The organism is Thalassobacillus devorans, assembly GCF_011761345.1.
Lineage (GTDB): Bacteria > Bacillota > Bacilli > Bacillales > Halobacillaceae > Thalassobacillus > Thalassobacillus devorans.
In genome coordinates this window covers 285,305-310,502 of sequence record NZ_JAASRY010000003.1, presented here as the reverse complement: position 1 = coordinate 310,502, position 25,198 = coordinate 285,305, and the positions used below count along the sequence as shown (strand labels likewise).

General features: G+C 42.8%; 23 protein-coding genes. 10 read left to right on the top strand and 13 right to left on the bottom strand.

Going from position 1 to position 25,198, the window contains the following annotated elements; genetic code table 11:
• Positions 1-31: 31 nt before the first annotated feature.
• The 3 genes from FHS45_RS12500 to FHS45_RS12490 all read left to right on the top strand — a co-directional run bounded on the left by FHS45_RS12500 (position 32) and on the right by FHS45_RS12490 (position 3,819).
• Positions 32-1,705 carry a M4 family metallopeptidase gene (locus FHS45_RS12500; RefSeq protein ID WP_062442924.1) on the top strand — a complete coding sequence of 558 codons (1,674 nt, stop codon included), beginning with the start codon at positions 32-34 and terminating at the stop codon, positions 1,703-1,705.
• Positions 1,706-1,896: 191 nt separating this feature from the next.
• The gene (gene exaC / locus FHS45_RS12495) at positions 1,897-3,417 is read left to right on the top strand and encodes an acetaldehyde dehydrogenase ExaC (protein WP_062442927.1); all 1,521 of its coding nucleotides are present in this window, start codon (positions 1,897-1,899) and stop codon (positions 3,415-3,417) included.
• Positions 3,418-3,450: 33 nt separating this feature from the next.
• On the top strand, positions 3,451-3,819 hold the full coding sequence (locus FHS45_RS12490) for a DUF779 domain-containing protein (protein WP_062442930.1): 369 nt from the start codon (positions 3,451-3,453) through the stop codon (positions 3,817-3,819).
• Between the two features lie 35 nt (positions 3,820-3,854).
• On the opposite strand, the gene hutH is transcribed toward FHS45_RS12490, so the two are convergent.
• Positions 3,855-5,372 carry a histidine ammonia-lyase gene (gene hutH / locus FHS45_RS12485; protein ID WP_062442933.1) on the bottom strand — a complete coding sequence of 506 codons (1,518 nt, stop codon included), beginning with the start codon at positions 5,370-5,372 and terminating at the stop codon, positions 3,855-3,857.
• 98 nt (positions 5,373-5,470) lie between these two features.
• Positions 5,471-5,908, bottom strand: coding sequence for a hut operon transcriptional regulator HutP (hutP, locus tag FHS45_RS12480; RefSeq protein ID WP_062442936.1), 438 nt, complete (start codon positions 5,906-5,908; stop codon positions 5,471-5,473).
• A 730-nt stretch (positions 5,909-6,638) separates the two neighbouring features.
• Here hutP and FHS45_RS12475 point away from each other — a divergent pair.
• Positions 6,639-6,818 (top strand): small acid-soluble spore protein H, encoded by a 180-nt coding sequence (locus tag FHS45_RS12475; protein ID WP_062442939.1) that lies wholly within the window; start codon positions 6,639-6,641, stop codon positions 6,816-6,818.
• Positions 6,819-6,845: 27 nt separating this feature from the next.
• On the opposite strand, the gene FHS45_RS12470 is transcribed toward FHS45_RS12475, so the two are convergent.
• On the bottom strand, positions 6,846-8,285 hold the full coding sequence (locus tag FHS45_RS12470) for a PAS domain S-box protein (RefSeq protein ID WP_062442942.1): 1,440 nt from the start codon (positions 8,283-8,285) through the stop codon (positions 6,846-6,848).
• Positions 8,286-8,515: 230 nt separating this feature from the next.
• Between FHS45_RS12470 and FHS45_RS12465 the strand changes: the two genes are divergently transcribed.
• Positions 8,516-9,688, top strand: a complete 1,173-nt coding sequence (locus tag FHS45_RS12465) for a pyridoxal phosphate-dependent aminotransferase (RefSeq protein ID WP_062442944.1) — start codon at positions 8,516-8,518, stop codon at positions 9,686-9,688.
• Between the two features lie 76 nt (positions 9,689-9,764).
• On the opposite strand, the gene FHS45_RS12460 is transcribed toward FHS45_RS12465, so the two are convergent.
• Both FHS45_RS12460 and FHS45_RS12455 read right to left on the bottom strand, forming a co-directional pair.
• Entirely contained in the window at positions 9,765-9,926 is a 162-nt protein-coding gene (locus FHS45_RS12460) for a hypothetical protein (protein ID WP_157620155.1), read from the bottom strand.
• 14 nt (positions 9,927-9,940) lie between these two features.
• Positions 9,941-10,960, bottom strand: coding sequence for an AimR family lysis-lysogeny pheromone receptor (locus tag FHS45_RS12455; protein WP_062442947.1), 1,020 nt, complete (start codon positions 10,958-10,960; stop codon positions 9,941-9,943).
• Between the two features lie 256 nt (positions 10,961-11,216).
• Here FHS45_RS12455 and FHS45_RS12450 point away from each other — a divergent pair, with 256 nt between their 5' ends.
• Positions 11,217-11,927, top strand: a complete 711-nt coding sequence (locus FHS45_RS12450) for a nucleotidyltransferase domain-containing protein (RefSeq protein ID WP_062442949.1) — start codon at positions 11,217-11,219, stop codon at positions 11,925-11,927.
• Between the two features lie 64 nt (positions 11,928-11,991).
• Here the strand turns inward: FHS45_RS12450 and FHS45_RS12445 are convergent, their stop codons facing one another.
• The gene (locus FHS45_RS12445) at positions 11,992-12,825 is read right to left on the bottom strand and encodes an STAS domain-containing protein (protein WP_062442951.1); all 834 of its coding nucleotides are present in this window, start codon (positions 12,823-12,825) and stop codon (positions 11,992-11,994) included.
• A gap of 150 nt (positions 12,826-12,975) precedes the next feature.
• On the opposite strand from FHS45_RS12445, the gene FHS45_RS12440 reads away from it, so the two are divergent.
• Positions 12,976-13,425 carry a hypothetical protein gene (locus tag FHS45_RS12440; protein ID WP_062442953.1) on the top strand — a complete coding sequence of 150 codons (450 nt, stop codon included), beginning with the start codon at positions 12,976-12,978 and terminating at the stop codon, positions 13,423-13,425.
• Here the strand turns inward: FHS45_RS12440 and FHS45_RS12435 are convergent.
• Positions 13,422-13,829, bottom strand: coding sequence for an HIT family protein (locus tag FHS45_RS12435; protein ID WP_062442956.1), 408 nt, complete (start codon positions 13,827-13,829; stop codon positions 13,422-13,424). The two genes, FHS45_RS12440 and FHS45_RS12435, sit on opposite strands and share 4 nt — an antisense overlap.
• Positions 13,830-14,076: 247 nt before the next feature.
• Positions 14,077-14,835, bottom strand: a complete 759-nt coding sequence (locus FHS45_RS12430; protein WP_062442960.1) for a TrmB family transcriptional regulator — start codon at positions 14,833-14,835, stop codon at positions 14,077-14,079.
• A gap of 384 nt (positions 14,836-15,219) precedes the next feature.
• Here FHS45_RS12430 and FHS45_RS12425 point away from each other — a divergent pair, with 384 nt between their 5' ends.
• The gene (locus FHS45_RS12425) at positions 15,220-16,377 is read left to right on the top strand and encodes an MFS transporter (protein WP_062442964.1); all 1,158 of its coding nucleotides are present in this window, start codon (positions 15,220-15,222) and stop codon (positions 16,375-16,377) included.
• A gap of 425 nt (positions 16,378-16,802) precedes the next feature.
• On the opposite strand, the gene nagE is transcribed toward FHS45_RS12425, so the two are convergent.
• The 5 genes from nagE to FHS45_RS12400 all read right to left on the bottom strand — a co-directional run bounded on the left by nagE (position 16,803) and on the right by FHS45_RS12400 (position 22,071).
• The gene (gene nagE / locus FHS45_RS12420) at positions 16,803-18,737 is read right to left on the bottom strand and encodes an N-acetylglucosamine-specific PTS transporter subunit IIBC (protein WP_062442966.1); all 1,935 of its coding nucleotides are present in this window, start codon (positions 18,735-18,737) and stop codon (positions 16,803-16,805) included.
• A 191-nt stretch (positions 18,738-18,928) separates the two neighbouring features.
• Positions 18,929-20,668, bottom strand: a complete 1,740-nt coding sequence (gene pabB, locus FHS45_RS12415) for an aminodeoxychorismate synthase component I (RefSeq protein ID WP_062442969.1) — start codon at positions 20,666-20,668, stop codon at positions 18,929-18,931.
• 1 nt (position 20,669) lies between these two features.
• Complete coding sequence (locus FHS45_RS12410) at positions 20,670-21,272, bottom strand: anthranilate synthase component II (RefSeq protein ID WP_062442971.1); 603 nt, start codon at positions 21,270-21,272, stop codon at positions 20,670-20,672.
• Positions 21,273-21,378: 106 nt separating this feature from the next.
• Entirely contained in the window at positions 21,379-21,564 is a 186-nt protein-coding gene (locus tag FHS45_RS12405) for a YjzC family protein (protein ID WP_062442974.1), read from the bottom strand.
• Positions 21,565-21,693: 129 nt separating this feature from the next.
• On the bottom strand, positions 21,694-22,071 hold the full coding sequence (locus FHS45_RS12400; RefSeq protein ID WP_062442977.1) for a DUF2512 family protein: 378 nt from the start codon (positions 22,069-22,071) through the stop codon (positions 21,694-21,696).
• Positions 22,072-22,615: 544 nt separating this feature from the next.
• Here FHS45_RS12400 and FHS45_RS12395 point away from each other — a divergent pair.
• Together FHS45_RS12395 and FHS45_RS12390 are read left to right on the top strand one after the other, a co-directional pair.
• The gene (locus tag FHS45_RS12395) at positions 22,616-23,728 is read left to right on the top strand and encodes a M14 family zinc carboxypeptidase (RefSeq protein ID WP_062442980.1); all 1,113 of its coding nucleotides are present in this window, start codon (positions 22,616-22,618) and stop codon (positions 23,726-23,728) included.
• Between the two features lie 95 nt (positions 23,729-23,823).
• The gene (locus FHS45_RS12390) at positions 23,824-24,906 is read left to right on the top strand and encodes a lipocalin family protein (protein WP_062442983.1); all 1,083 of its coding nucleotides are present in this window, start codon (positions 23,824-23,826) and stop codon (positions 24,904-24,906) included.
• Positions 24,907-25,198: the final 292 nt, after the last annotated feature.

Below are 25,198 nucleotides of genomic sequence, written 5' to 3'. Positions count from 1 at the left end.
TGGGTATCAAACCATTCGAGGAGGAATTTTTTTGAAGAAAAAACGTTTATTACCAGCAGTCGTGTTATCAACGGCCATGCTCGCCGGGACGTTTGCCCCACTCCCTGCCGAAGCTGTACATACGAATGTTTCAACAGAGGCTATCGCACAAAAACATGGCCTTGATAATGGAAACAAGCCTATGTTCGTAATCGAAAAGCAGGCTGAAAAGCAGCACGCCAGCAATGCAGCTGCAGCGCTTGATCATTTAGAAAAGAATACAAATAAATATAAAATCAAAAACCCGAAAGCCAGCTTGTTGGAAAAAAAGACCGAAAAAGATGAGCTGGGCATGACACATGTCCGTTTGCAGCAGAGCAAAAATGGCATCCCTGTAGAAGGGAGTGAAGTGATTGTCCATTTTAACGAGAATAATGGCGTAACTGCTGTAAACGGTGAGTTCAATACGGTTGTAGATAAGGCTGAAATGGATACCGACCCTTCTATCACACAATCTCTAGCGTTAGCTGCGGCTAAGCAAGCGGTGAAAGCCCCTAAAAAGCTGGAATATCAGCCAACAAGTGAGCTGGTTGTCTATCCTTTCGAAGGGGATAGCTATCTCGCCTATAAAGTAAATGTCAATTTTATGGGTGAAAAACCCGGGAATTGGTTTGTATATGTGAATGCACAGACTAATGAAGTAATCGATCAATACAACGCCTTGATGCATGCCGACGGTTTCCTGCCAGCTGAGGGATCAGGTTTAGGTGTCCTTGATGATCACCGCAAACTACATGTCTCTCATAAGAATGAAAAGAATAGAGAAGGTACAAAGTTTTACCTTAGTGATTACTCTCATAATAATTTAGATGGCATCCATACCTATGATCTGGCAAACCAGTGGGGAGGCACTGGTGAAGTGCATTCAAAAATAGGCAGTGCCTGGAAGGATGACTACGACCGCCCTGCTGTTGATGCCCACTATAATTCCGAAAAAGTATATGAATACTACTTAGAAGAACATGACCGTAATTCGATTGATGGAGAAGGAATGGCCATCGTATCCAAGGTCCATTTTGGTGAAGATTATAATAATGCCTTCTGGAATGGACGTGAGATGACTTATGGCGATGGGGACGGAGAATTCTTCATTCCACTTTCAGCCGGCCTTGATGTGGCAGCCCATGAAATGACGCACGGGGTCATCACTCACTCTGGCGGCCTTAAATACCGAAACCAGTCTGGAGCTTTGAATGAAGCCTTCGCAGATATATTCGGAGCACTTGTAGATGAAGACGATTGGGAAGTCGGTGAGGATATCATGGCTGATCCTGCCAAGGAATCTGGCAGAACCTCTCTCCGCAGCCTGAGTGATCCGAGTAAATATCCTGTAGGTGCGGATTATGTGCCATATGGTGATGGCAGTGGCATGTACCCTTCTCATATGGACGAATATTATGACCTTCCGCTTAATCTTGATAATGGCGGTGTCCATATTAATTCATCGATCATCAACCATGCCGCCTACCTTACAGGCGGGCAGATCGGAAAGGAAAAACTTGGACAAATCTATTACCGGGCACTGACTGTCTACTTTACCCCTGATACTAACTTCAGTCAGGCCAGACAGGCTTTGATCCAATCTGCAGTTGATCTATATGGCGAATCCAGTGAAGAAGCACTTGCTACAGAAGACGGATTGAACCAGGTAGGTATTACAGAATAGTTCAAGGATAACTACCCCGGAGCCCTCCAGAATTTGGAGGGTTTTATTACTGCGTATAGTTTTAACAATCAATACAAATAATTGACAATATTCTGATAAAATGGTAATCTCGTTGTACACTAAGTGACAAGTTTAGTGCTTTATTTTGTAAGCGGTTGCAAATATAGAAAAGTGAAATGGAGGAATCAAAAATGGTTTATGCATTTCCGAATACTGAAGGATCAATTGTTGAATTTAAAAAGAGGTATGATAATTACATAGGTGGAAAATGGACGCCTCCAGTCAAAGGGCAATACTTCGAAAATGTCACACCGGTGACCGGCAAATCATTCTGCGAAGTAGCGAGATCGACGGAAGAAGATGTAGAACTTGCACTGGATGCCGCGCATGAAGCCAAGGAATCCTGGGGTAAGACCTCTGTAACCGAACGCTCCCTTATTTTGAACCGCATCGCGGATCGCATGGAAGAAAACCTTGAAAAGCTTGCGGTAGCGGAAACATGGGAAAATGGAAAAGCGGTACGTGAAACATTGAATGCCGATATTCCGCTTGCCGTGGATCATTTCCGTTATTTTGCTTCTGTCATTCGTTCTCAGGAAGGAACAATTGGTGAAATTGACGGAGACACTGTTGCTTATCATTTCAATGAGCCTCTTGGTGTTGTCGGACAAATCATCCCTTGGAACTTCCCATTACTGATGGCAACGTGGAAGCTTGCCCCTGCTCTGGCAGCCGGGAATGCCGTTGTTCTTAAACCGGCAGAGCAAACACCGGTGTCTATTCTTTATTTCTTTGAAATGATTGAAGACCTGCTTCCACCTGGTGTTGTAAATATTGTGAACGGTTTTGGTCTGGAAGCTGGTAAGCCACTCGCCTCCAACCCACGAATTAATAAAGTAGCATTTACAGGAGAAACGACTACAGGTCGTATGATTATGCAATATGCGTCGCAAAACATCATTCCTGTTACGCTTGAACTTGGAGGAAAATCACCGAACATTTTCTTCGAGGATATTATGCAAAAAGATGATGATTTCTTTGATAAAGCGATTGAAGGTCTGGTCATGTTCGCTCTTAACCAGGGAGAAGTCTGTACCTGCCCTTCCCGTGCCTTGATTCAGGAATCCATTTACGATGAGTTCATGGAGCGTGCGCTCGAACGAATCAAACAAATTAAAATCGGTAACCCGCTGGATCCGGAAGTAGCGATGGGAGCCCAGGCTTCATCGGAACAAATGGAAAAAATTCAATCTTATCTTCAAATTGGTAAAGAAGAAGGTGCTGAATGCCTGATTGGAGGTGAGCGTAATAAGCTTGAAGGAGATCTGTCTGAGGGGTATTACATTCAGCCGACCGTATTTAAAGGGAATAATAAGATGCGGGTTTTCCAGGAGGAAATTTTCGGACCGGTCCTTTCAGTTACTACGTTCAAAGACCATGAGGAAGCGATGGAAATTGCCAACGATACACTTTATGGTCTGGGAGCAGGGGTATGGTCGAGAGACATCAATACTGCCTACCGATTCGGTCGTGGTATCGAGGCTGGGCGCGTGTGGACAAACTGCTACCACGCCTATCCAGCACATGCGGCATTCGGCGGTTACAAGATGTCTGGTGTCGGACGCGAAAACCATAAGATGATGCTGTCTCATTATCAACAAACAAAGAACTTGCTGGTCAGCTATAGCCCGCAGAAACTTGGATTTTACTAAAATCAGGCAAGTTCGAAAAGGAGCGTGACTACGATGGTTGAGCGCGTAACTGCAACAGATTCCGCTCTCCAGCTGATCGAAAAATTGAAGGTGAAACACGGTCCCCTCATGTTTCACCAGTCAGGCGGCTGCTGTGACGGCAGCTCCCCGATGTGCTATCCGGAGGGTGACTTGATTATTGGGAGTCAGGATGTACTGCTGGGTCAAATTGGCGACACGCCATTTTATATCAACAAACAGCAGTATGAATATTGGAAACATACGCAACTGATCATCGACGTCGTCGACGGACGTGGCGGCATGTTTTCCCTGGAAGGTGTCGAGGGTAAAAGGTTCCTTAGCCGCTCCCGCGCTTTTACAGACGAAGAATACAAAGAGCTCAAATCCGAAGGAGCACTATAGAAAAACAGGTCCGCTGAAAGTCAGCGGACCTGTTTTTAATTGGTGACCGACACAGATACAGTCTCCCAGGAAAAATCGCCTTCTTTTAACCAAACTGCAAGACGTTCGATATCTTCCGAAAAAACTCGATCTTCTGTAATCGAAGGGATAAAACTTCTCACTTTCTGATAAAGCTCTCTTGTTGCGGAGGCCATGTTTTCGACTCCACGATATTCAACAGCCTGCATGGCGCAAATCAATTCGACGGCTAACACCCGGCGAAGGTTTGTGATAATCTGATAGGCGTGGCGGGATGCAATCGTCCCCATGCTGACATGGTCTTCCTGATTGGCTGAAGAAGGAATCGAATCAACACTCGCCGGATGAGCAAGCGTCTTATTTTCTGAAACGAGTGACGCGGCAGCATATTGCATAATCATTGCACCTGACTGTAACCCAGGGTTTGGGCTTAAAAACGGCGGAAGGTCATTCAGCTGCGGGTTAACCAGCCTCTCGATCCGCCGTTCTGAAATATTGGCGAGTTCTGCTACAGCTACTTTCATAAAGTCCATCGCAAGAGCTATTGGCTGACCATGGAAGTTCCCTCCTGAAACGATCAGCTCACCATCTTCGAGAATCAACGGGTTGTCTGTAGCTGCATTCGCTTCGATTTCCAGTTTATCATGCACATAGGCTAAGCTTTGCCAAGAGGCACCATGCACTTGAGGAATGCACCGAATCGAGTATGCGTCCTGGACACGCTTTTCCCCCTGGCGTGTGGTAAGTGCGCTGTCAGCAAGCAAGCTCCTCATCCTTTCTGCTACATCCATCTGTTCCGTGAAACCTCTCGCCTCATGGATCGCCGGGTGAAAGGCATCGATGATTCCATTCAAACCTTCCATCGTCATAGCTGCTATCCATTCGCTTTGCCGGGCCAGTCGTTCTGCTTCGATCATATTGATTACCCCCATGGCAGTCATAGCCTGGGTGCCATTGATCAACGCCAGACCTTCCTTCGCTTTTAATTTCATCGGCTTGATACCAAGACTGTTGAGTGCATCAGCCGCAGGCATTTCTTTTCCGTGAAAATGAACACGCCCTTCTCCTATCAAAGCTAAAGCCAGGTGGGAAAGCGGGGCTAAATCCCCAGAAGCCCCAAGTGATCCCTGGCTTGGAATGATGGGATGAATATGTTCATTAACAAACAGACACAAGCGATTCACGACAGCTTCCCTTACCCCGGAAAAACCTTTTAAAAGTGCGTTCAACCGCAGCAATACCATGGCACGTGATACTACTTCCGGAAATGGCTCTCCAACCCCGCAGGCATGGGATCGGATCAAATGTAATTGCAGCTCATTAACATCATCTTCTTCAATGGATACGTCACTGAATTTGCCGAATCCAGTATTAATACCATAAACAGTCCGATGTTCCGAAACAATCTTCTCTACCGCCTTTCTCCCTTTACGTACCGCTTTCAAACTTTCTTCAGCGATACTGATTTCTTCTCCATCCATACATATTTTTTTTATATCCTTGATTGTCATTGATTTACCATTTAATTCAATCATGCCCATCACTCCTTTTCAATAATAGAAAAAGGAGACGACAATGAACTATGAAATAGCCATTGTCGCCTCCTATTATCTAAATACTCTAGGCAACATTTTTATATATGATTGATTCCTAACCCCATCGTTTCATGCTCAAGGCCCTTTACAGGTGCTCCGATTGTTCCATAAAAAGCTACCGCCAGCCATTCCCCTTCTCCATTCCGTGCATAGGGTTCCCCTCTTACAACTGCGAATTTCAGACCTACCGTCCGCATCATATCCCCTATCGCTATCTGACCCCTGGTCACTCCTTCCAGTGCTTCCAGAATAGCATGATACAGGGAGTGGGTCTCCCGGTATACCTCTTCAGAAATGATGTGCTGACGCTTTGCAGCCGTCTCTACAGCTGCTATTACCTTTTGCATGTTCATGGAACCAGCCCGGCCGGTGCAAAATTTCACGCCCTCCAGCTGATCTTGAAAAGGTGTAAGTTCCTCCTTATCCAAAGAAGCAAGTAGCACAGCTAATTTTCCGATCTTCACACGTTGACTCATTACAACCACCAACTTCGTAAGCTTAACTAGTCACTAGTATCTAGTTTAATTGTAATCGCTTTCATAATTGTCTGTCAATACAAGAATGGAAATTTTAGTAAGTTACCATACTAAACAAATAAATCAATAAAATCTTTTGTGTAGGTTCTGTTAACCTTGTGGTTGATTGCTCATAAGAGTATTTATTCAATTATAAGACCGAAAAGTCGAAGACTTGCTTTCGAGGTATTGGTTGGAGGAGCGGGACGTGGGGGAACGAGTCGCTTTCCATATAAGATACTCGAAACCGTGTTTGGAAAGTCCAACCCTATTTTGAGATGAGAATCCTATTACAATGGTTAATTGTACGTACTTTCTGCTTCAAAAGCACTCTATTTCTGATCGAAGTTTCGAGAAACTAACGAACGTATGGTGGCTGGGAAAACGGTGAGACTCCTCGAAAATGCTACGCATTTCCTTCGTGCGGTGTCTTTTCGAGGAAGCATTTCAAAGTCCTGTGGGATGAACATGAGCGGTGAGATCCCGCAAGGCGAAGCCTAAGGAAGCTCACCACATGCCTACGGAAAGCGATCCGTTTTCCCTGCCACCATAATCGCTGCCTAAAGTCTTGAAACTGAGTCTTCAGTAAAAGGGAGCTTGAATGTAAAATCAACACGGAGATTTAACAGAGTCTTTGTATAAAATATAAGTTGCTCTGCAAACTAATAAGAAAATATATGGAGGTGGCCAAATGCAGACACATCGAGCCAAAGAAATCACAGAAGCTCCGAACATGATCAACGTTACGTACAATGGAACCCCTATTTACATCCAGCATGTGGACGAAAAAAATGAAACCGCCAGAATCTATCCGTTAGACAACCCACAGGAAGAAATGGAAGTAGCTCTACGTGGTTTAGAAGAAAAGTAAAAAAGTGCTGGGTGTCCAGCACTTTTTTCATTGTCCTGAAACAGGAATGATAAGCGAAACTTTTGTACCTTCACCGACTCGGCTTTCCACTTCCATCTCTCCATCATGACTTTTAATGATGTTATTTGTGATCATCATTCCAAGACCGGTTCCATCTGTTTTTGTGGTAAAAAATGGGGTGGTAACCTTCCGTAATTCTTCCTCTGTCATGCCGCATCCTTCATCGGCAAATTGGATGGTTATATTACCATTCCATTTGCGGATTGTAATATGGAGATTTCCTCCACCCTGCATTGCTTCAATAGCATTTTTAATAATATTAATGAATGCTTGCTTCATTTTATTTTCGATTGCCTGGATCAACGGGATTGGTGGAACCTTTTCTAAATGGATCGTTACGTGATGAGCTGTGGCGTGTGCGTTTAGTAATCGAATGGATTGTTGTAAAGCTTCGTGAAGATCGGTTAGTTTCATATCTTCTTCTGATGGCTTGGCTAAGGTAAGAAATTCATTGACCATGAGATGAATGCGATCGATTTCAGAAAAAATGAGGTTTTCATATTGAGTGTATGCTTTATTTTGTTTGCTGATTTCAATCAATTGGATGAACCCTTTCAAAATGGTGAGAGGGTTTTTAATTTCGTGTGCGACACTGGCGGCAAACTCACTGACCAGATTCATCTTTTCATACTGCTGCAATAGATAATTGCTCTTCGTTTCAAACTCTTTTTGCGCTGTATTGTTCCGAAATACAGCCTGAATCGCTTTTTTCCCTTGATAATTGATGACAGATCCTGTGCTTAAAATATCCATAAGCTTCCCGTCAGGCAGGACTACCGTCAGTTCGACTATACCTTCCGCCCTGCCAATCTCGAGTGCCTCTGCCACTCGCTCATGAAAACCTGGCCATTCTTCCTGACGGATGATTTTTGTCAATGGTTGTCCAACCAATTCCTGTGGGGAGGATTGTAATGCCTCGGCACCAGCCTGGTTGATATATATAAATTTTTCCGCATCATGAATTACCATAGCATCAGGGGCGTTTTCCACGAGCTTACGATATTCTCTCTCTCGCTCCAGGAGTTCTTCTTCATGGAGCTTCCGTTCTGTAATATCCTGAAGTTGAATGATGAGGTGCCTATCTTTTTCATCCTGGTAAACGGAAACACTCAGCCGCCCCCACATGATTTCCCCGCCTTTTTTATAGCAGCGCTTTTCAATTTCAAAAGCTTCTGTTTCTCCATTAAAAAGTCGTTGCAGCTGGCAGGATACCAGGTTGTAATCCTGGGGTGGCGTCACATCTATTACGTTTTTTTGCAACAATTCTTCTTGTTCAAATTCCAGTATGCGGCAAAACGAACGATTGACCATAATAAAGTTTCCATCCACATCTACAATAGCCATTCCAATGAACGCATGCTTAAAAGCATTCATAAAGGCTCCTTGCGTTTCTATGTTATCCAGCATTAAAAAGAAACCCCTTATTAATTATTTTTGTTACCCTTATTATAAACGATTCAATATGAAATTCCTGTAACATCAGTAAAAAACTCTCACACATTTCGCCATAAGATGGATTGCGTTTGCCGTAAACAGCCGTATGGCCAGTGCTTTACAAAAATCAAATTTCGTTATACCATGTTAAGCATTAAATTGAAAGAAGTTTGAGAAAATTTGTGTAAAAGGGTGGCTCATATATGAAAACATTCCCGAAATCTGATATGTTAAAGCAATTGCCAGAGCAATTCTTCGCCGTATTAGCCGACAAAATGGAAAATGCAGTTGCTGAAGGGCACGATGTCATCAACCTGGGACAAGGAAGTCCAGATAAACCAACTCCCCCTCATGTAATTAAGCAGTTAGAGGAAGCTTCACAGCAAGTGGAGAACCATAAGTATCCGCCATTCCGTGGTAAGAAAAACCTGCTGAACGCGGTAGCTGAATTTTACCAGCGTGAATACGGGGTGGATATCGACCCAGACACCGAAGTTGCTGTACTTTTCGGAGCGAAAGCCGGGCTTGTCGAACTTCCATTATGCTTGATGAATCCCGGGGAGAAAATGCTTGTGCCTGACCCTGGTTACCCTGATTATTGGTCAGGACCCGCGATGGCAAGTGTTTCGATGTATAAAATGCCGTTACTGGCAGAGAATCAGTTTTTACCTATCTATGATGATATTCCCCAGGAAGTTAGAGAAGCCTCAAAAATGCTGCTATTGAATTATCCGAACAATCCCACTGGCGCAATGGCTTCCCCTGAATTTTTTGATGAAACAATTGCATTCGCTGAAAAGCACGATTTATGTGTCGTCCATGATTTCGCCTATGGTGCGATTGGTTTTGACGGCAACAAACCAACAAGTTATCTAGAACGCCCAGGGGCCAAGGATATAGGAATCGAAATTTATACCATGTCGAAAACCTATAACATGGCTGGATGGCGGATCGCTTTTGCAGTAGGAAACCCATCAGTGATTGAAGCAATCAATATCATCCAGGACCACTTGTACTGCAGTGTGTTCGGCGCCGTCCAGGATGCTGCAGCCGAAGCCCTGACAGCCTCCCAAAAAGGAGTAGATGAGCTGGTGGAGCTTTATGAAGAACGTCGGAATGCCCTGGTGGAAGGTGCACATAACATCGGCTGGGATATTGACGCTCCTGAAGGGTCATTCTTCGCGTGGCTAAAAGTTCCTGCCGGCTACACATCAGCTTCCTTTGCCGATTTGCTGCTAGAAGAGGCAAAAGTATTGGTTGCACCGGGTATTGGTTTCGGTGAGCATGGAGAAGGATATGTCCGGGCAGGTTTAGTGATGGAAAAAGAACGAATATTGGAAGCCCTGGACCGGATTGATAAACTAAATATCTTTTAACCATGTTTTATTATTAAAAAGGGTACGAAAAGAAATCAAGCAGCTTGTAGCATTTTTGCTTCAAGCTGCTTGATTTTTATTTATAACTGCCCATCCCGCCGTCACCAGGATCAGAGGATTGTATGACTTTCTGTTCTAATTGTAGATTGTCCCCATTGACTATACCAGGATTGTCCAACTGTTCCAGCGATCCAAACAATACGAATATCAGCCCAATAACCACTACAAGCTTTTTCATCATCCTACCTCATTTCATTTGATATATTTCAAATAATAGAATGGCAGCCTGGCAAAAAAATGATCCCCGTATTCATTTTTAAAACGCTGGTAGGCTTTATGCAGTAACAACCGGTCATTTCGTGCCACCCCTAAGTAGGTTTCCTGGAATGGTGTCAAGGATGTCAGGGAAGATAATATCTCATCTGCCTGCTTCCTATGATCTCTAGCTATTGCAAGGTGGGCAGTTTCTACTAAATCACGCGTAGTAACTCCATCTGTTTTACGGTGGAAAGCTGCAATAAAGGGCAGCGACTGCTCTTTCAATTCGTACAGGGAATTTGTAAGTTCATATTTTTTTGCCAGAGTGATGGACGTCTGCAAATGATTCATGGATGAATGGTAATCATCAAAAACGTCTGTCAAAGCAAGATGGTGATACATGCCGGACTTTTTTTCAGGAGATAAGGTTGCATTAATCACTCGATAGGCATATTTCTTAGCTACCACACCCATATTCACTTTCCAATAATGCTGGAACATTAATTCATCAAACCGAAGCTGATAATAATATTTAAGTAAAGGTTTATTAATCTGATTCATGACGAAATGAATATCATCAACATAATTATCAAGGATGCCATACTTTTTACTATCATAATAATGATATACCAGCAGAAAGAGTCGTAAAGCCTCAGCAGCAGCATCTTCCTGCTTAATCGATCTTAGCTTCCTTGCTTCTGATAATTTAATTTTCCTACCCGATTTCCGGTTTTTTAACAAGGTATAAAAAAAGTCATACGGGCTTTCTATTTCGTCCCTTGCCAAAATAACCTTTACCTCGTCAAAATAGCCGTTCATGTAGAGGAATTCTAATGCAATCACTGTTTCTTTCTGAGTCAGCTTATTTTGCATACAAAAATTCTTGGTCATTTCTGTCGCTTTTTCCCGGGAATGATCTTTAAGTAAGTGATGGTAGGTAATATAAATGCTTGAAGGCACAGTCATCTTCCACTGGTCAACTCGACTGGGTTCTATTAGTTGATAGTCTTCCACATTCACACCTTCTACTCTGTTTTGTTTATTGGTTAAAAACTTAGAAATCATCCTCTACACGCACGTTTCACCCGCAAGATTAAATGACACAAAAATAGTTTCCTAAATCTTTGAAGTATTAACTCTATTATATAATGATTCCTGCTAAAGTGCCATTTAATAGGATTGAAAGTCCGCCATATAGCCTAAAAAGGTTCTAATCGCAAATATGTAACAGGTGAATACCCTGATAGGAGGAATAGGAGAGGATAAAAAAATGGATAAAAAAATAATGGCAATCGCTGACCGCTTTATTAAAGCTCATTTTCCTCACGCCGCTATTGTTTTTATCGGAGGAAGTACCGTCCAGGGAAATATTACGTCGGAATCTGATATCGATTTGATTATCATTGATGAAGAGGAATTTTCTTCTGCCTTGGAATGCCATCTGTTCGAGGGATGGAGAATAGAAGCCTTTGTTTATCACCCATCCTCCGTTCCGATTCATTTTGAAGCCGGCAGATATAAAGGACTTCCTACATTCATCAAAATGTGTATGGAAGGTGTGCAGATTACTGGGGATAGGAAGGAAGGAAACAAAATCAAAGCAAAAGCCCGGGAGATCTATGAAGCTGGACCCTCTCCCTGGAGCCAGCAACAAATAGATGAAGCCCGATATGCAGTTACAGACTTATTATCAGACTTTACTAGTTCTACAAGGGCGGATGAAGAAATATTTATTCTCCATGAACTGACCAACAAGTTGACTGAACTGGTGTTGAGAGGTAATACTCACTGGCTGGGATGGGGAAAATGGCAGGCAAGATCACTTCGAAGCTATTCCCCTGAACTATCCGAGCAAATCACACATTTATATAAAGCTTATATACAAACCAACCAAAAAGAGGATGTATTAAGGTTTGTGCAACAGCAATTAGAGGAATTCGGGGGAGAGAAGTTCTCCGGCCATAGAGAAGAACATCTCTGAAATAAGCTCTGGTTACAAAAAACAAAATGCCACCCTTATGACATGTAAGGTGTGGCATTTTTCATTAATAATTATTCACCAGATATTCTTCTAACGCCTGCTGGAGATTTCCTTTGATGTCGGCCTTCTCACCAAAATCAATTTCACCCTCAATCATATGTTTAACAATGTCAGCGCTCATGCCGGTTATGACAGATTCACACCCCATCATAGCAATTCCATCTAACATTTTTGTCAGGTAATGACTGACTTCTTTCTCCATATCAGCAACGCCCGAAAGATCGATGATCAATGTTTGAATATGTAATCGGGCTACTTCCATCAGGACTTTTTCTTCAATGATCTGGTACCGTTCCCGATCAATTTCCCCAATCAACGGAAGGATACAGACATTGGATTTAATCGGGATGATCGGTACAGATAAATTTTTGACGAGGCTTTTTTGTGACTCAAGAAGTTGATCTTTAAAATCGGAAAAGCTGATAAAAAACCAATTCAAAAACTTATCAATCTGATCATTGATTTTTTCTTCTAATCGGTAGAATGCTTCTCTGTTTTCCGGTTGTCCACTCAGCTTCTCATACTCATAGAGGAAATTCCAAATTGTACGGCGAATCGCCTGAACCCATTCTAATTTAAAAGAGAGCGTCATGGCATATTTTGCCCAAATTACCCCCTCTTGCTTGGCGAATGCTACAACTTCCTCCTCCTCTTGTTCAACAACGTGAACGGTCAGCTTGTGAGCATTCTCTAACAAATTAATATTGCCCGTAAGAAGGATCTCTTCAATTTTATCTCGTACATTCACTGCTTCATTCAATAAATTTTCTTCAAATTGTTTTTCGTTAGCAGCGATGAAGGCCCTGATGTCTTGTCCCTCTTCATATTTCAAATTCATAGGTTTATCCCCCCTTCATACTTTATTAAAATAAATTACCAATATATTTAAAGTGTTTTTTTAATATACTCCATTTTATCAAACTCATCCTTTTATTAAAAATAAAAACCATTTCTTCAGGGAACGATAGGAGAAAAGGAGGTGAGCTTGATGTGGAGCAACCTGATATTTGGCCTTGTCATTCCGTTATTCATACTTTTTTTCTTATATAAAAGGAACCCTGCACTTGTACTTTTAATGTACCCTTTGGGTGTTACCATCGCTTACACAGCCAATGATTGGGGGTTCGATTTGTTCTGGGATGTGGAGCCGGATCATGAAAACCCTTCTTTATCAGCAATACCGCCAAGCCTTGGCTATTTCCCTATGATAACAGCATTATTTGCATTTACCAGAAAGAAATACCACGTTCATATCCTGTGGCATGTTTTTATCTATGCATCTGTGGCTACCTTGATCGAGGGAATGATGGTTCTTACAGGAAAGGTACATTATTACCACGGCTGGAACATATTATTCACTTTTCTTATCTATATTAGTGGGTTTATAACCGTAGCCATCTATGTTCATGTTCTCCGGAAATACCATATCAGGTTCTAATCCCGACCCTTTTCTTTTTCCCGCTTATTTTCTGGCTGCTTCAGCCAATAACGGATGCCCTTATAAGCATAAGGTTCATCAGCAAATCGTGGAATGACGTGCAGATGAGCGTGAGGAATGGACTGCCCCCCCACTTCACCTGTATTCCACCCAGTACTGTATCCATCAGGGGAATACTTTTCATCCAGTAAAACTTTTGCTTGCAGTAGTAATGACCTGGTGCCATTCCATTCTTTTTCAGTCAGCTCAAAGACATTGGTACGATGGGCTTTGGGGATGATCAGCCCACTTCCTTCTAATACCTGCTGTTCTGTATTCTTCTGAATATAATAGCAAGTGTCATTTTCAAGCACAATTTTCTGATTGCCATCTTCGACAATATGACAAAATATACACTCTTTCACCTATTCCCCCTCTTTCTTTATATGTTTTTTTGGAAATAAAATTAAAAATCGATCCGTTTTCGACAAGTTATACAGAACATTTCCAAAATATGAATATTTCTGAGTGCTTTTGGTGGATTTACTTTTTTGCTTTTATGCGTTAACGTATAGTGGAAAGGGTGACCTCCCTTTTGTATATTCACTTTCCCACACCCTCTGAACGCCTCGGAGGGTCTTTTTTTGTTTAATTTCAGTCAGGTTTTCCTTCTTAATATCTCAGTTTCAACAATACTTCCTTAATTTCTTCATCCTTCATAATGGTATCCTTATACTTTTGGGTGATTTCCGTCAGAGCAACGTCATGGTAAAAGAATTCCGTAAAGAATTTGACCAATGGACCTGACTGGGTCTGGATTGCCTGCCACTTCTCATCCTCCACCCCGGCAAACAACATTTCTTCTTCATCTACAATCAAAACTCTGCTACGCTCCAATGCTTCATGGTGAGTATCCGGAATCAATGTAGATACACCAGGTATTTTGGTATTGATTTCTCCGATTACATGGATGTTCACTAACAATCCGTCTTCATATTTCTCCTCCAATACATCCAGGTTGGCCTGAATGTCATCTTCCCAACCGGAGATAAAAATGGACCGGTTTGCTTTCCTCATCATCTCTCTTAAGGAAGCCTGGATGGATCGGTCTTCCTTCAATGTCCAAACCCGGTCGTCTTTAGGCGTCTGCCTGGTTTTGGCCGCTTTTAACCTTTCAATATTCGATTCAAAGTCAGCCTTTAATTTCTCTATTGTCATCTCAACTGGCAGGGCGGAATAAACCCTTTTTTTTTCTGTCGTAGCTTCCAAAATCATTCCTTTTTCGCTTAAGCGACGAAGAACCTCGTACACCTTTGCCCTCGGTACTCCCGACTGTTTGACGATGGTCGTGGCGTCCATCGGCTGATCGAATGCAATCAATGCCAGATAAACTTTACTTTCATATTGGGTGAATCCGAACTCTTGCAACATGGTAATTTATGCGCTCCTTGTAACAATTTATTGCTTACATCATAGCACATAAGAAAAGCGCAAGCGCCCTGAAAGACACGACATGCATAAGCAAAACGGATGGAGGAAGGCGTTCTTTCCTTCCGCAAGACGGGTTGCTTATGTCGCGAGTGACTGGGCGCTTGAAGCTAGCCATTTCTTCGCGGTCCAAATTTTATACTTTCCTACCTCATTAGAAAAGCTTGGCTTATCGCCCAAGATACTTATGGCTAAATCCTTAGTCTCTTCTTATACCTTAATCCTTTAACAAAGTTAGTAGAAAAATCGCAGTATTTCCCTCTTGCTTTCACTCTTTTTAATAGTTACTATTGTAGTGGTAACATAAAAGAAAGGACGTCATCATTTATGGATAAACGTGTATATTTATTGACCATCGTTTCCTTTATCGTCGGTATGGTCGAATTGATTATTGGCGGTATTTTAGATTTAGTAGCAAACAGCCTGAAAGTAAGTCTCGGCCAGGCCGGTCTTCTTATCACTATTTTTTCACTTGTCTATGCCATAGCAGCTCCGATTCTTTTGACAGCAACCGCGAAAGTAGAGAGAAAGCGTCTCACATTGATTGCGCTGTCTATTTTCCTGCTTGGTAATATCATTGCGGTCATCAGCCCTTCCTACCTGGTCTTGCTGCTGGCACGGGTCGTTTCAGCGGCAAGTGGTTCCTTACTGGTTGTTTTGTGTGTCACCCTTGCTTCTAATATTGTGGAAGAAAAATACCGCGCCCGCGCTATCGGAATCGTATTCATGGGCGTCAGTGCTTCTCTTGTATTAGGAGTACCGATAGGGCTGATGCTTGGTAACGCTTTTGGCTGGAGAGCGCCATTTGCCCTGATCACCGTTTTGACGGTTGTTTCTATGCTTGGGGTTCACTTCTTCATGGGCAGGATTGAACCGAAACCAGCCATTCCTATTAAACAACAGCTGGCTACCTTGAAAAATCGCAGAATTCTTTTCGCTCAGTTGACGTCCTTCTTATTTTTGACGGGACATTTAGCATTGTATGGTTATTTGACACCATTCTTAAAAATGACGATGGGATTGAATGGCACATGGGTTAGCATTGTCTATCTTATTTTTGGAGTGGCTGCTGTAATTGGCGGTGGTGTCGGCGGAATGCTGGCTGATCGCTTCGGAACAAAGCCGACGATTGTTGGTATTATCATCACCTTTGCCTTCTCCATGTTCATAATTCCTTTTACTACTTTCTCCCTTCCGATTTTCTTAATCGTCATGGTCGTGTGGAGTATGCTTAGCTGGGCAATCACCCCTGCTATGCAAAGCTATTTGATTGAATCATCACCGGAGACATCAGATATCCAGCAAAGCCTGAACAATTCAGCCCTTCATTTTGGTATTGCGTTCGGTTCGTTCATCGGAGGTATTGTCATTGAACAGGCATCGGTCGATTACAACGCAACCATAGGAGGCCTGTTTATCATTATCGCTCTTGCAGCCGCTGTATTTTCGATGCTCAAACAAACAAAGGCATTGCTGTCTCATTAAAACTAGTGCCAGTCACCTATTTAAGGTGGCTGGCTGTTTTAATGGATTGGTTAATCTTGTTGATAGCCGATAAATGCATGGCTTCATGGGAGATATGAAATAAGAACATCTCACCCAAAGTGGTCATATGTAAAAACGGCTCCTCCAGTGGTGTATCCAACTTACCCTTACTAACCTCAATCAGTTTATATTGTAATATCAAAACGGAGGTTTAACAGAGTGTTATATTTAAACCAATTTATTAATACAATCTCTTTCCGTGACCATCTTCCCTGCTTAATTGGATTCCAGGGCAGCCAGGAATTAAGCGAGACACTAATATGATCGGTGAAATATGACTGAAAACCCGGATGATTCTCACATCGGGTTTTCACTATACAAAGTAAAATCCGGGGTTCCACGTTGGGAACTCCGGATTTTTAAATTTAACTCAAAATATTTCGTTCATTAGCGCTGACATCTTTTACTTGTGTGACCGATACTTTTTCTCCTTCGTTTAAATTGGTAAATACGATTGGAGATATCGTGGATGGCACATTCGCTTTCAAATGCTCAAGATCTGCCTGCAACAGCTTATCACCTTTTTTAACGTGCTGTCCTTCGGAGACAAATACTTCAAATCCTTCGCCTTGAAGTTTTACGGTATCGAGCCCGACATGGACTAAAATTTCATGACCGCTGTCAGCTTTGATTCCAATTGCATGCTTCGTCGGGAATACATTGATAATTTCTCCATCTACCGGGGAAACGAATAGTCCGTCTGCAGGGTCGATGGCAAAGCCTTCGCCCATCATTTTCTGCGCGAATACTTCATCAGGAACATCGCTTAAATCCATCAATTTTCCTTTTGCTGGTGAAACAATATCTGCTTTATCCAATGCAGGTAACCCAGCGCCTCCATCAGTCTTTGTATCCTTCTGGCTCTCTTCGTTACCTGGAGCCTGCATATCATCGCTATCCATTCGTTTACGCATCGCGTCTGCAAGAAAATCGACAGTTGTACCGACGATGACGTGCAAGTTAGTTTTATTCAGTTTCATAACCCCATTGGCGCCCTGACGCTTCAATGCTTTTTCATCTACTGCTTCCATATCATTTACCTGGAGGCGAAGACGTGTGGCGCAATAGTCTAATGTTTTAATGTTTTCTGGTCCTCCAAGTGCAGTCAGGTAATGATAGGCTTTTGCATCATAATTCCTTCCTTTACCGCTGCCAGGCTGACCGACTTGCTGGTTTTCTTCGGCAAGCTCTTCGTCTTCATCTTCTCGTCCTGGTGTTTTCAGATCAAGTTTCACTATCAAGAAGTAGAAGACAACAAAATAAATGGCCGCAAACACTAAGCCCTGGACAAACAACATGATCGGTTTCTGTGCAATACCGAAGTTTAGCAGATAATCAATGAACCCGGCAGAGAATCCGAACCCATGCCTGATATCCAGCCATAAGGAAACCATCATCGATAGTGCAGTCAGTATCGCGTGAACAACGTAAAGCAATGGTGACAGGAACATGAAAGAGAATTCAATTGGTTCTGTGACACCGGTCAGGAATGAGGTGACCGCGATACTGAACAACATCCCTCCGACTGCCGCTCTACGATGCTTCTTCGCTGCTGCATACATGGCAAGACATGCCGCAGGCAGACCGAACATCATGATTGGGAAGAAACCGGCTAAGAAGCTTCCCGCACTAGGGTCTCCTGCCAGGAACCTGCTGATTTCACCGCGTACCGCTTCGTCTGCTCCTGGCGGCATATACGAACCGAAATCAAACCATACGACCGTATTGATAACGTGATGCAGACCGATTGGAATCAACAATCGGTTGAAAAAACCGTAAGCCCCTACACCGAGCGCTCCTGCGCCAAGCATCCATTCGCCTAATCCATTGATAGCTGCCTGGATTGGCGGCCATAGGAATCCAAAGATACCAGATAATATAACCATAACGACAGCAGTGACAATTGGGACAAACCTCTTCCCTCCAAAGAAGGAAAGCCAATCAGGAAGCTGAGTCTGGTAATAACGATTGTATAAAAGACCTGCAATAATCCCAGCTATAATACCTCCAAAAACTCCCATGCTTAAATCATCACCAAAAGACTCTACCCCTCCTGTCAGGACGAGATAACCTACTGCCCCCGATAACGCCGCTCCCCCGCTGCCGTCTTTAGCGAAGCCCATGGCAACACCAATAGCAAAAATCAGCGGAAGGTTAGCTAAGATTCCGTTACCAGCCTCAGCTACAAACGTTATGGCCAGCATGTCATCCGCGCCAAGCCGTACAAGCAGTGCAGCTGCCGGCAGCATCGCAATCGGGAACATCAACGACTTACCGATACGTTGCAAAAATGCTAACATTTCTTTTCCTCCTTTTTATGTAAATGAAATTGAAACCGCTTAATTGAATTATAACATCAGCTCATATAGACGTATAGACCAGAGGTGTAGATACTCCGCTATAATATATTAATTAACCTTATGTAAGATAATTCCTGCCTTATTAAAAAATAAAAGTGAATGGCTTCGTTTTCCTGCCATTCACTTCCACGCTATTCTTGTAACTCTACTTTCACCCAGCCTCTGACTCCATTAATCAGCCAAACGGCTTCGGCCTTATCCAGTTCACACTTGTTAATTTTTCTCTCCATGACGACTCCTTTCTCCATTAATTCTTGTCGGAATGTACCATTTAAAAGTCCACATTCCACGGGAGGGGTGTACAGCTTCCCGTGTTTTTCTATCACCACATTACCAATGGTGAATTCTGTAATCTCTTCTTTTTCATTCCAGAGCAGCACGGAAAAAACGTCTTCGGGCGAAGCTTTGGTGTGCGCATCATAAACATCACGATGAGTCGTTTTGTGATATAAAAAAGGATCCTGCTTATCCACTGGAGATTGGGCCAGAGAACAAACTACAGTTTCCAGCGGACGGATGGCAGCAGCTTCCACTGTAACTTCCCCAGCCTTGCTTACCAGCAGACGAACTTTGAAAGCACCCACTGGATTATCATCGGCAACATTTTGCAAAGCTTTTGACACGCGTTCGGCATCCATGGAAAAACAAAAATAACGGGCTGAGGAGATTAGTCGGTTCATATGCCTCTGATACAAAGGATAAGATCCATTCTGCAGTTTCAGAGATTCCAGAAGGTGAAATTCCTTTCTTTTTTCCTTTAAGAGCCGGGCTTTTGCCATTAACTCCTCATGCTCCCCATCCACGGTAGAATCCCATGTAACACCGCCTCCGGCTCCGTAAATGGCTGTTTCCTCTTCTTTATCTATTAATACTGTTCTAATAGGAACATTAAATATCGCCTCTCTATCAGGAGTAATGTAGCCGATCGCTCCACAGTATACATGACGAGGAGATTTTTCCAATTTGTAAATATAATTCATCGTACTGATCTTCGGCGCACCTGTGATGGAACCACATGGAAAAAGAGCATGGAACCAATCCAAAATGGTAGTATCAGGCTCCAATTCTGCTTCAATAGTAGAGGTCATTTGATGAACGGTCGGATAGGAATCAATAGCGAATAAGCTCGGCACCTTTACCGTTCCCGGCTTTGCGATACGTCCCATATCGTTGCGCAGCAGGTCAACGATCATGAGATTCTCTGCCCGGTCCTTTTCAGAAGTAGAAAGTTTATGCTTAAACTGCTCATCCTCTTTCATACTCCTTCCCCTTTTTGCTGTACCTTTCATCGGTTTTGTTGTAATGACTCCATTACTGACTCGAAAAAAGAGTTCGGGAGACGCCGATAAAATCCGGTACCGTCCTATATTCAAATAAGCGGCATAGTCAGATTGCTGATTTTCCTTCAATTGCTGATAAAAAGAATAATCATCCCCTTGAAACTGGGCGATCAGCCTTGCTGTATAGTTGACCTGATAGGTGTCTCCTGCTTCAATTGCCTGTTTAATAGCCATAATTCCCTGCCGGTATTCTTTCTGGGTCGTGTCAAGCTTCCAATCAGAAATCTGATACTTGGAAAGGGACTCAGTCCGGGAATTAGGTTCGACAGGATTTTCAAAAATCCCAAACCAGACGAATGGGAGGTCTCCTGTTACCTGATGGACCTGGTACGCCGTGTCAAAACCTGGAGCCGCTTCATAAGAGACAAACCCCGCTGCATAATACCCTTCTTGAATGGCAGCTTCTATTTTTTGAAAAGCTGCTGGAACTTCTACTGGGCTATATACCGCAATCACCTGGACAGGGTTCACAAAACATATTGGCTGATTATTGTCTGCTTCAGTAAAGTCAAATTGTAAGAACGGTTCCATATCACACCTCTTTCTGTATCGACCTCATTGCCCAACGTTTGGCGTTACGATAAACATTTTCAAGCATTTGTAAACCGGTTTCTGACAGGATGGATTCAGGATGAAATTGCAACCCCTCGATGGGATATTCCTTATGCCGGACCCCCATCACTATTCCATCCTCGGTCTCTGCGGTTATCATCAAGCTTTCTGGCATGGTAATTCGTTCCGCTGCCAAAGAGTGATAGCGTGTTACCAAAGCAGGAGAAGGCAGGTTATGAAATGCACCCTGATGATCATGAGTAATTCTGCTTACTTTTCCGTGCACCGGTCTTGCCCCTTTGACTACGTTTCCTCCAAAGTACGTAACAATTGCCTGATGTCCAAGACAGACTCCTAAGATCGGGATTATGGCATGGAAAGTATCCAGAATAACCTGGTTTCCCAGCGTATCCTTTGGGCTTCCCGGGCCGGGAGATAGGACAATCAAGTCTGGGCCTAAGCGTTGGAGCTCCTTCACGGTCACCTGATTATTTCGATACACAAGAACTTGTTCATCCATCAGTCTGAAATATTGAACCAAATTATATGTAAAAGAGTCATAATTGTCTATGATGACAACCATCTTGCCCACCACTTTCTGAAAGATGCATACCCACTTATTATAAACCGCAGGAACAATCGCTACAAACTAAAATTCCCCTAAGAACCTAAGTCTCAGGGGAATCTCTTTATTGTTCAACTCTTATCCAATAAGCAGGCTTTCCGCTTTCAGGGGCTCCCGGAAATTGTTCATCCTGCGCTATCCGAATCACACTATTCTCCTGCTGCTGTGAAAAACCTTCGACCAGACTGTCAAACCGGTACTGTCCTGTCTCCGGTGCCTTATCACCCGTTTGATAACGCTCCTCTGACATTATGCTCACCTCCATTGGGGATCTGCTGACTATTTAGGTGTATTTTTACCGAATCGCCTCATTTATAAACGTAGCCAGGTGAAATATTAAGCCCAAAGACAGTGAGCTATCAGAAGTTAACAGGACTGCTCAATATTTATGGTTTTCAAAAGGATATTTGCGATGGAGGACAATCCTGGCTATATATTTGTGAAAATAATATTCGCCGACAGCCATGGCGAATGCAACTATTGCCCCGGAAATAATAAGCGATGCCGAATTCTGAACCAAAACGTTTCCAAGCAGCCAAATCACGCCAAACACCATTGTAAAATCGACAAGCGTTGCTACCTTATTACCGGCTTTAGGGAATACTTTCAGATCACCTAATGGATAGGAAAGCGCTGAAATGGCGACAGTCAATATCATAACTTGGCCTAATGTCATCTGAAAACCTAAACCAAGGATTAAAAAAACAGCAGCAAAGGTCATTATACTTTTGATCCCAATGGCTTTAAAGTGTTCCATCATCGACCTCCTTACCCGAGTTCTCAAAGTGGATATTTCCTGATTTTATCTGATAAAAACATAATCTGACAAAGCGTAAAAATAATGTAAACTCATGGGGGGGTGTTGTCTTCTGCTTGTAATTATTAGCAAGTTTAAAAAAGCAGCATAGGTGAAATGAGAAGACAAAGACGAATACTAAGAGGAGAGGGTGTTTGGATGACAGATCAAAATAAAAACAGACGAAATGAGGACTCTCCAGAACAAAAAATCAAGGAAAAAGATAATTAAAAAGATATTGATCCACAACGTGAGCAAGTAGATTCAAAAAAGGTTAAAGAAAGCGAAAAGAACCCGGATGATTTCGAAAAATAATTTCCCCTTGGCTAAAGCTGCTTTCCCGGAAAGGAAGGCAGTTTTTTATATTGGTAGGTCTTTTGGGTGATAATGGTAGGCGAAAAGAATTCCACACATGGTTGTATTTTTCAAAAATCACTCTAATCCTCTTAGCAGTGCTTTTATTTCTGCTATAATTTTACTAATTTACATGGAGGAGGAGTTCTTTTTGAAAAGATTGCTTACGATGATGACCGTGTTTGGCATGTTATTCGCTTTTACTGTGCTCCCTGACGTTTCTGCCAAATCTGATACGGTTCCCGGCGGGCCTTCAACTGATGGGAACACAAACATCAACAGTATTATTACATACGATGAGATGATCAAAAAGCTTGAAACTATCGAAACGAGCAGCAAAGGGAAAGTGGAAGTTTTTACATTGGATGACTATGGTAAATCTGAACAGGGCAACAGCATTTATGTAGCTAAGGCTGGAGATGGCGACAAAAAGATTTGGGTACAGGCGCAAATTCACGGAGATGAAAAGCTAACGACAGAAGCCGCTTTACAAATGTTGAAAACATTCGCCAGTAATGGTTCCCCTGATGTCAAAACCATCCTCGAAGAAGCAACGGTCTACGTGATTCCTATGTATAACCCGGACGGTTCCATCTTGAATATTCGCGGGACCTATCTTGAAAACGAAGACAGGTACCTGGATTTGAATCGTGATTGGGCCACAGATAAGTTCGAAGCAAAAGAATCACGGGTGGTATACGAATTCTGGACAGAATTGAAACCTGACTTTGCAGTTGACCTGCATCACCAAGGATTTAAAACTGTGTATGGTACGAACGAATCCACTTCCTTTTCACTAGGGATCTCCCTTGCTCCTGACGGGCCTACGCTTCCTGACTTTAAGGACGGCTTGTATAATACTGTAACTAAACAGATGCAGGCATATGTATATGATTCGATGATAGATTATGGTTATACCCACATCGACCAATATCAGGTCGGCGGTGAAGATGAAAAATACTTCATCGACATCAGAGGCGGAGTCGTGTCCGCGATGATGCTGGGAACAAATTATAATAACCTGAATGACGATGGCCATAGCAACCCGGCAATTTTCTTTGAAACAAAAGGCAATACAAGAGAAGGAAATCTCGGTCAGAAATCTAATGGTTATCTGACGAAACAAAACTATCAGGCATTGAAAGCACTTATGTATGGGATTGCTACTGACGAAATCTATGATGTTGATCCAGACCGATGGAGTGATATCCCCGCTTACCCAAGTGCAGGTTATTTAACAGATTATGAAGCTAGTGGATATTAATAGGGAAGCTGCCGGTAATAACTCCGGCAGCTTTTTCATTTGTTCCAGAATTGATACGCCTGCATACCTTACTAAAAACAGAAGGTGTGTAAGCAATGGAAGAACACTCAGAAATCCGACTTCCGCAAGATGCCGGCCCCCATGCTTCCGCGAATATCGAATGGTGGTACGCGTTCACCTTTCTTAACGGGAGTCGTGGCAGCAGGTACGCTTTGATGACTTCTTTTTTCGAAGTCGGTGAAACAGCATGCAGCAAAGGGCACTATCTTATTTACTCCTTGATAGACCTGAACGATAAGAAACAGAAAAACCAATCTCGCATTGACCATAAGTTGAAACGAAATTTGGTATTTCTTTACCTCCCTTTCTATTTGCTTCTCCATCCATTCGATACGAATATGTGGCGGCTGTATAAAAGTCTTGTCTCCGGAAGCATCCCCCGTCCTCACGGTACTCTTAGTAAGGGTTTTATCCGTATAAACCCCCTCCAGCTTGTCTACGGCAAAAATACACTAACTTTTGATAAAGAATCAGAAGACTTTCAGCTGTATTTATCAGAAGATGGCATTACTATCGACCTTCACTTTGAAGCGAAAAAACCATATGCACTTATCGGCACAGATGGAAAACCTGATGACTTGTATTATTATTCCATGACTCGAAACAAAGTGACAGGTAAGGTCCATACGGCAAAAGGAACAGAATCATTAACAGGCGAAGGGTGGTTCGACCATCAATGGGGAAAGGATTACAGCCTGCTGAAAGGCTCAGGTTGGAACTGGTTCGGTTTACAGCTGGAAGATGGCCGCGAACTGCTTTTAAATGAAATGCGGAGCAAGGAAGGCGATACCTCAAATCAAATGGCCAACTTGATCGAAAGAGATGGCACCGTGAGGTTTACAAGAAATGTTCACTTCCACCCTATCGAATACTGGAAGAGTGTAAAAACAAAAGCCCGCTATCCAATCTCATGGCAAATCGAAATCCCGGAATTCAACATCAACCTCCAGACTACCCCCTTCTTTTCTAATCAGGAAATGTTGATTATTGGTCCACTGCAGGGAATCTGGGAAGGTGCTGTATCCTTCACAGGTAAGGAACGTTTGGCAAATGGCACTTATAGAAATATAACAGGCAAAGGATTTATGGAACTAGTCGGATATACATTTTCCTCATAACCTATGAAAGCTGCTACTCCGCAGCTTTTTTCGTGATTTTTATCGTCCAGTAGGGATTAAGAGTTATTTTTTCAATTTTCTTCTACACCTTTCTCAGTTAATCTTGAGACTGTTGACTATATAAAGAATCTATTAAACTCTTTACGGCTATAAATTACATTTGATGATGTCTTAGTATATATCAGCGAAGAACGGCTGCAGGATATTGGTGAACTGGTGGAAGCAACAGTATATGAATTGATAAGAAAACAACTTCACCTCCCCTCCTTTTGAGGGGAGGTATTATTTGTTA

Coding starts and splice junctions, on each gene's coding strand:
- pabB (WP_062442969.1), bottom strand. CDS start 20,668: ATGGAACCGTTCTTACAATTTGACTTTACTGAAGCAGACAATAATCAG.
- FHS45_RS12390 (WP_062442983.1), top strand. CDS start 23,824: ATGGAAGAACACTCAGAAATCCGACTTCCGCAAGATGCCGGCCCCCAT.
- nagE (WP_062442966.1), bottom strand. CDS start 18,737: ATGTTAGCATTTTTGCAACGTATCGGTAAGTCGTTGATGTTCCCGATT.
- FHS45_RS12475 (WP_062442939.1), top strand. CDS start 6,639: ATGCAGACACATCGAGCCAAAGAAATCACAGAAGCTCCGAACATGATC.
- FHS45_RS12450 (WP_062442949.1), top strand. CDS start 11,217: ATGGATAAAAAAATAATGGCAATCGCTGACCGCTTTATTAAAGCTCAT.
- FHS45_RS12470 (WP_062442942.1), bottom strand. CDS start 8,285: ATGCTGGATAACATAGAAACGCAAGGAGCCTTTATGAATGCTTTTAAG.
- FHS45_RS12465 (WP_062442944.1), top strand. CDS start 8,516: ATGAAAACATTCCCGAAATCTGATATGTTAAAGCAATTGCCAGAGCAA.
- FHS45_RS12445 (WP_062442951.1), bottom strand. CDS start 12,825: ATGAATTTGAAATATGAAGAGGGACAAGACATCAGGGCCTTCATCGCT.
- FHS45_RS12430 (WP_062442960.1), bottom strand. CDS start 14,835: ATGTTGCAAGAGTTCGGATTCACCCAATATGAAAGTAAAGTTTATCTG.
- FHS45_RS12425 (WP_062442964.1), top strand. CDS start 15,220: ATGGATAAACGTGTATATTTATTGACCATCGTTTCCTTTATCGTCGGT.
- FHS45_RS12490 (WP_062442930.1), top strand. CDS start 3,451: ATGGTTGAGCGCGTAACTGCAACAGATTCCGCTCTCCAGCTGATCGAA.
- hutP (WP_062442936.1), bottom strand. CDS start 5,908: ATGAGTCAACGTGTGAAGATCGGAAAATTAGCTGTGCTACTTGCTTCT.
- hutH (WP_062442933.1), bottom strand. CDS start 5,372: ATGATTGAATTAAATGGTAAATCAATGACAATCAAGGATATAAAAAAA.
- exaC (WP_062442927.1), top strand. CDS start 1,897: ATGGTTTATGCATTTCCGAATACTGAAGGATCAATTGTTGAATTTAAA.
- FHS45_RS12405 (WP_062442974.1), bottom strand. CDS start 21,564: ATGTCAGAGGAGCGTTATCAAACGGGTGATAAGGCACCGGAGACAGGA.
- FHS45_RS12460 (WP_157620155.1), bottom strand. CDS start 9,926: ATGAAAAAGCTTGTAGTGGTTATTGGGCTGATATTCGTATTGTTTGGA.
- FHS45_RS12440 (WP_062442953.1), top strand. CDS start 12,976: ATGTGGAGCAACCTGATATTTGGCCTTGTCATTCCGTTATTCATACTT.
- FHS45_RS12410 (WP_062442971.1), bottom strand. CDS start 21,272: ATGGTTGTCATCATAGACAATTATGACTCTTTTACATATAATTTGGTT.
- FHS45_RS12400 (WP_062442977.1), bottom strand. CDS start 22,071: ATGGAACACTTTAAAGCCATTGGGATCAAAAGTATAATGACCTTTGCT.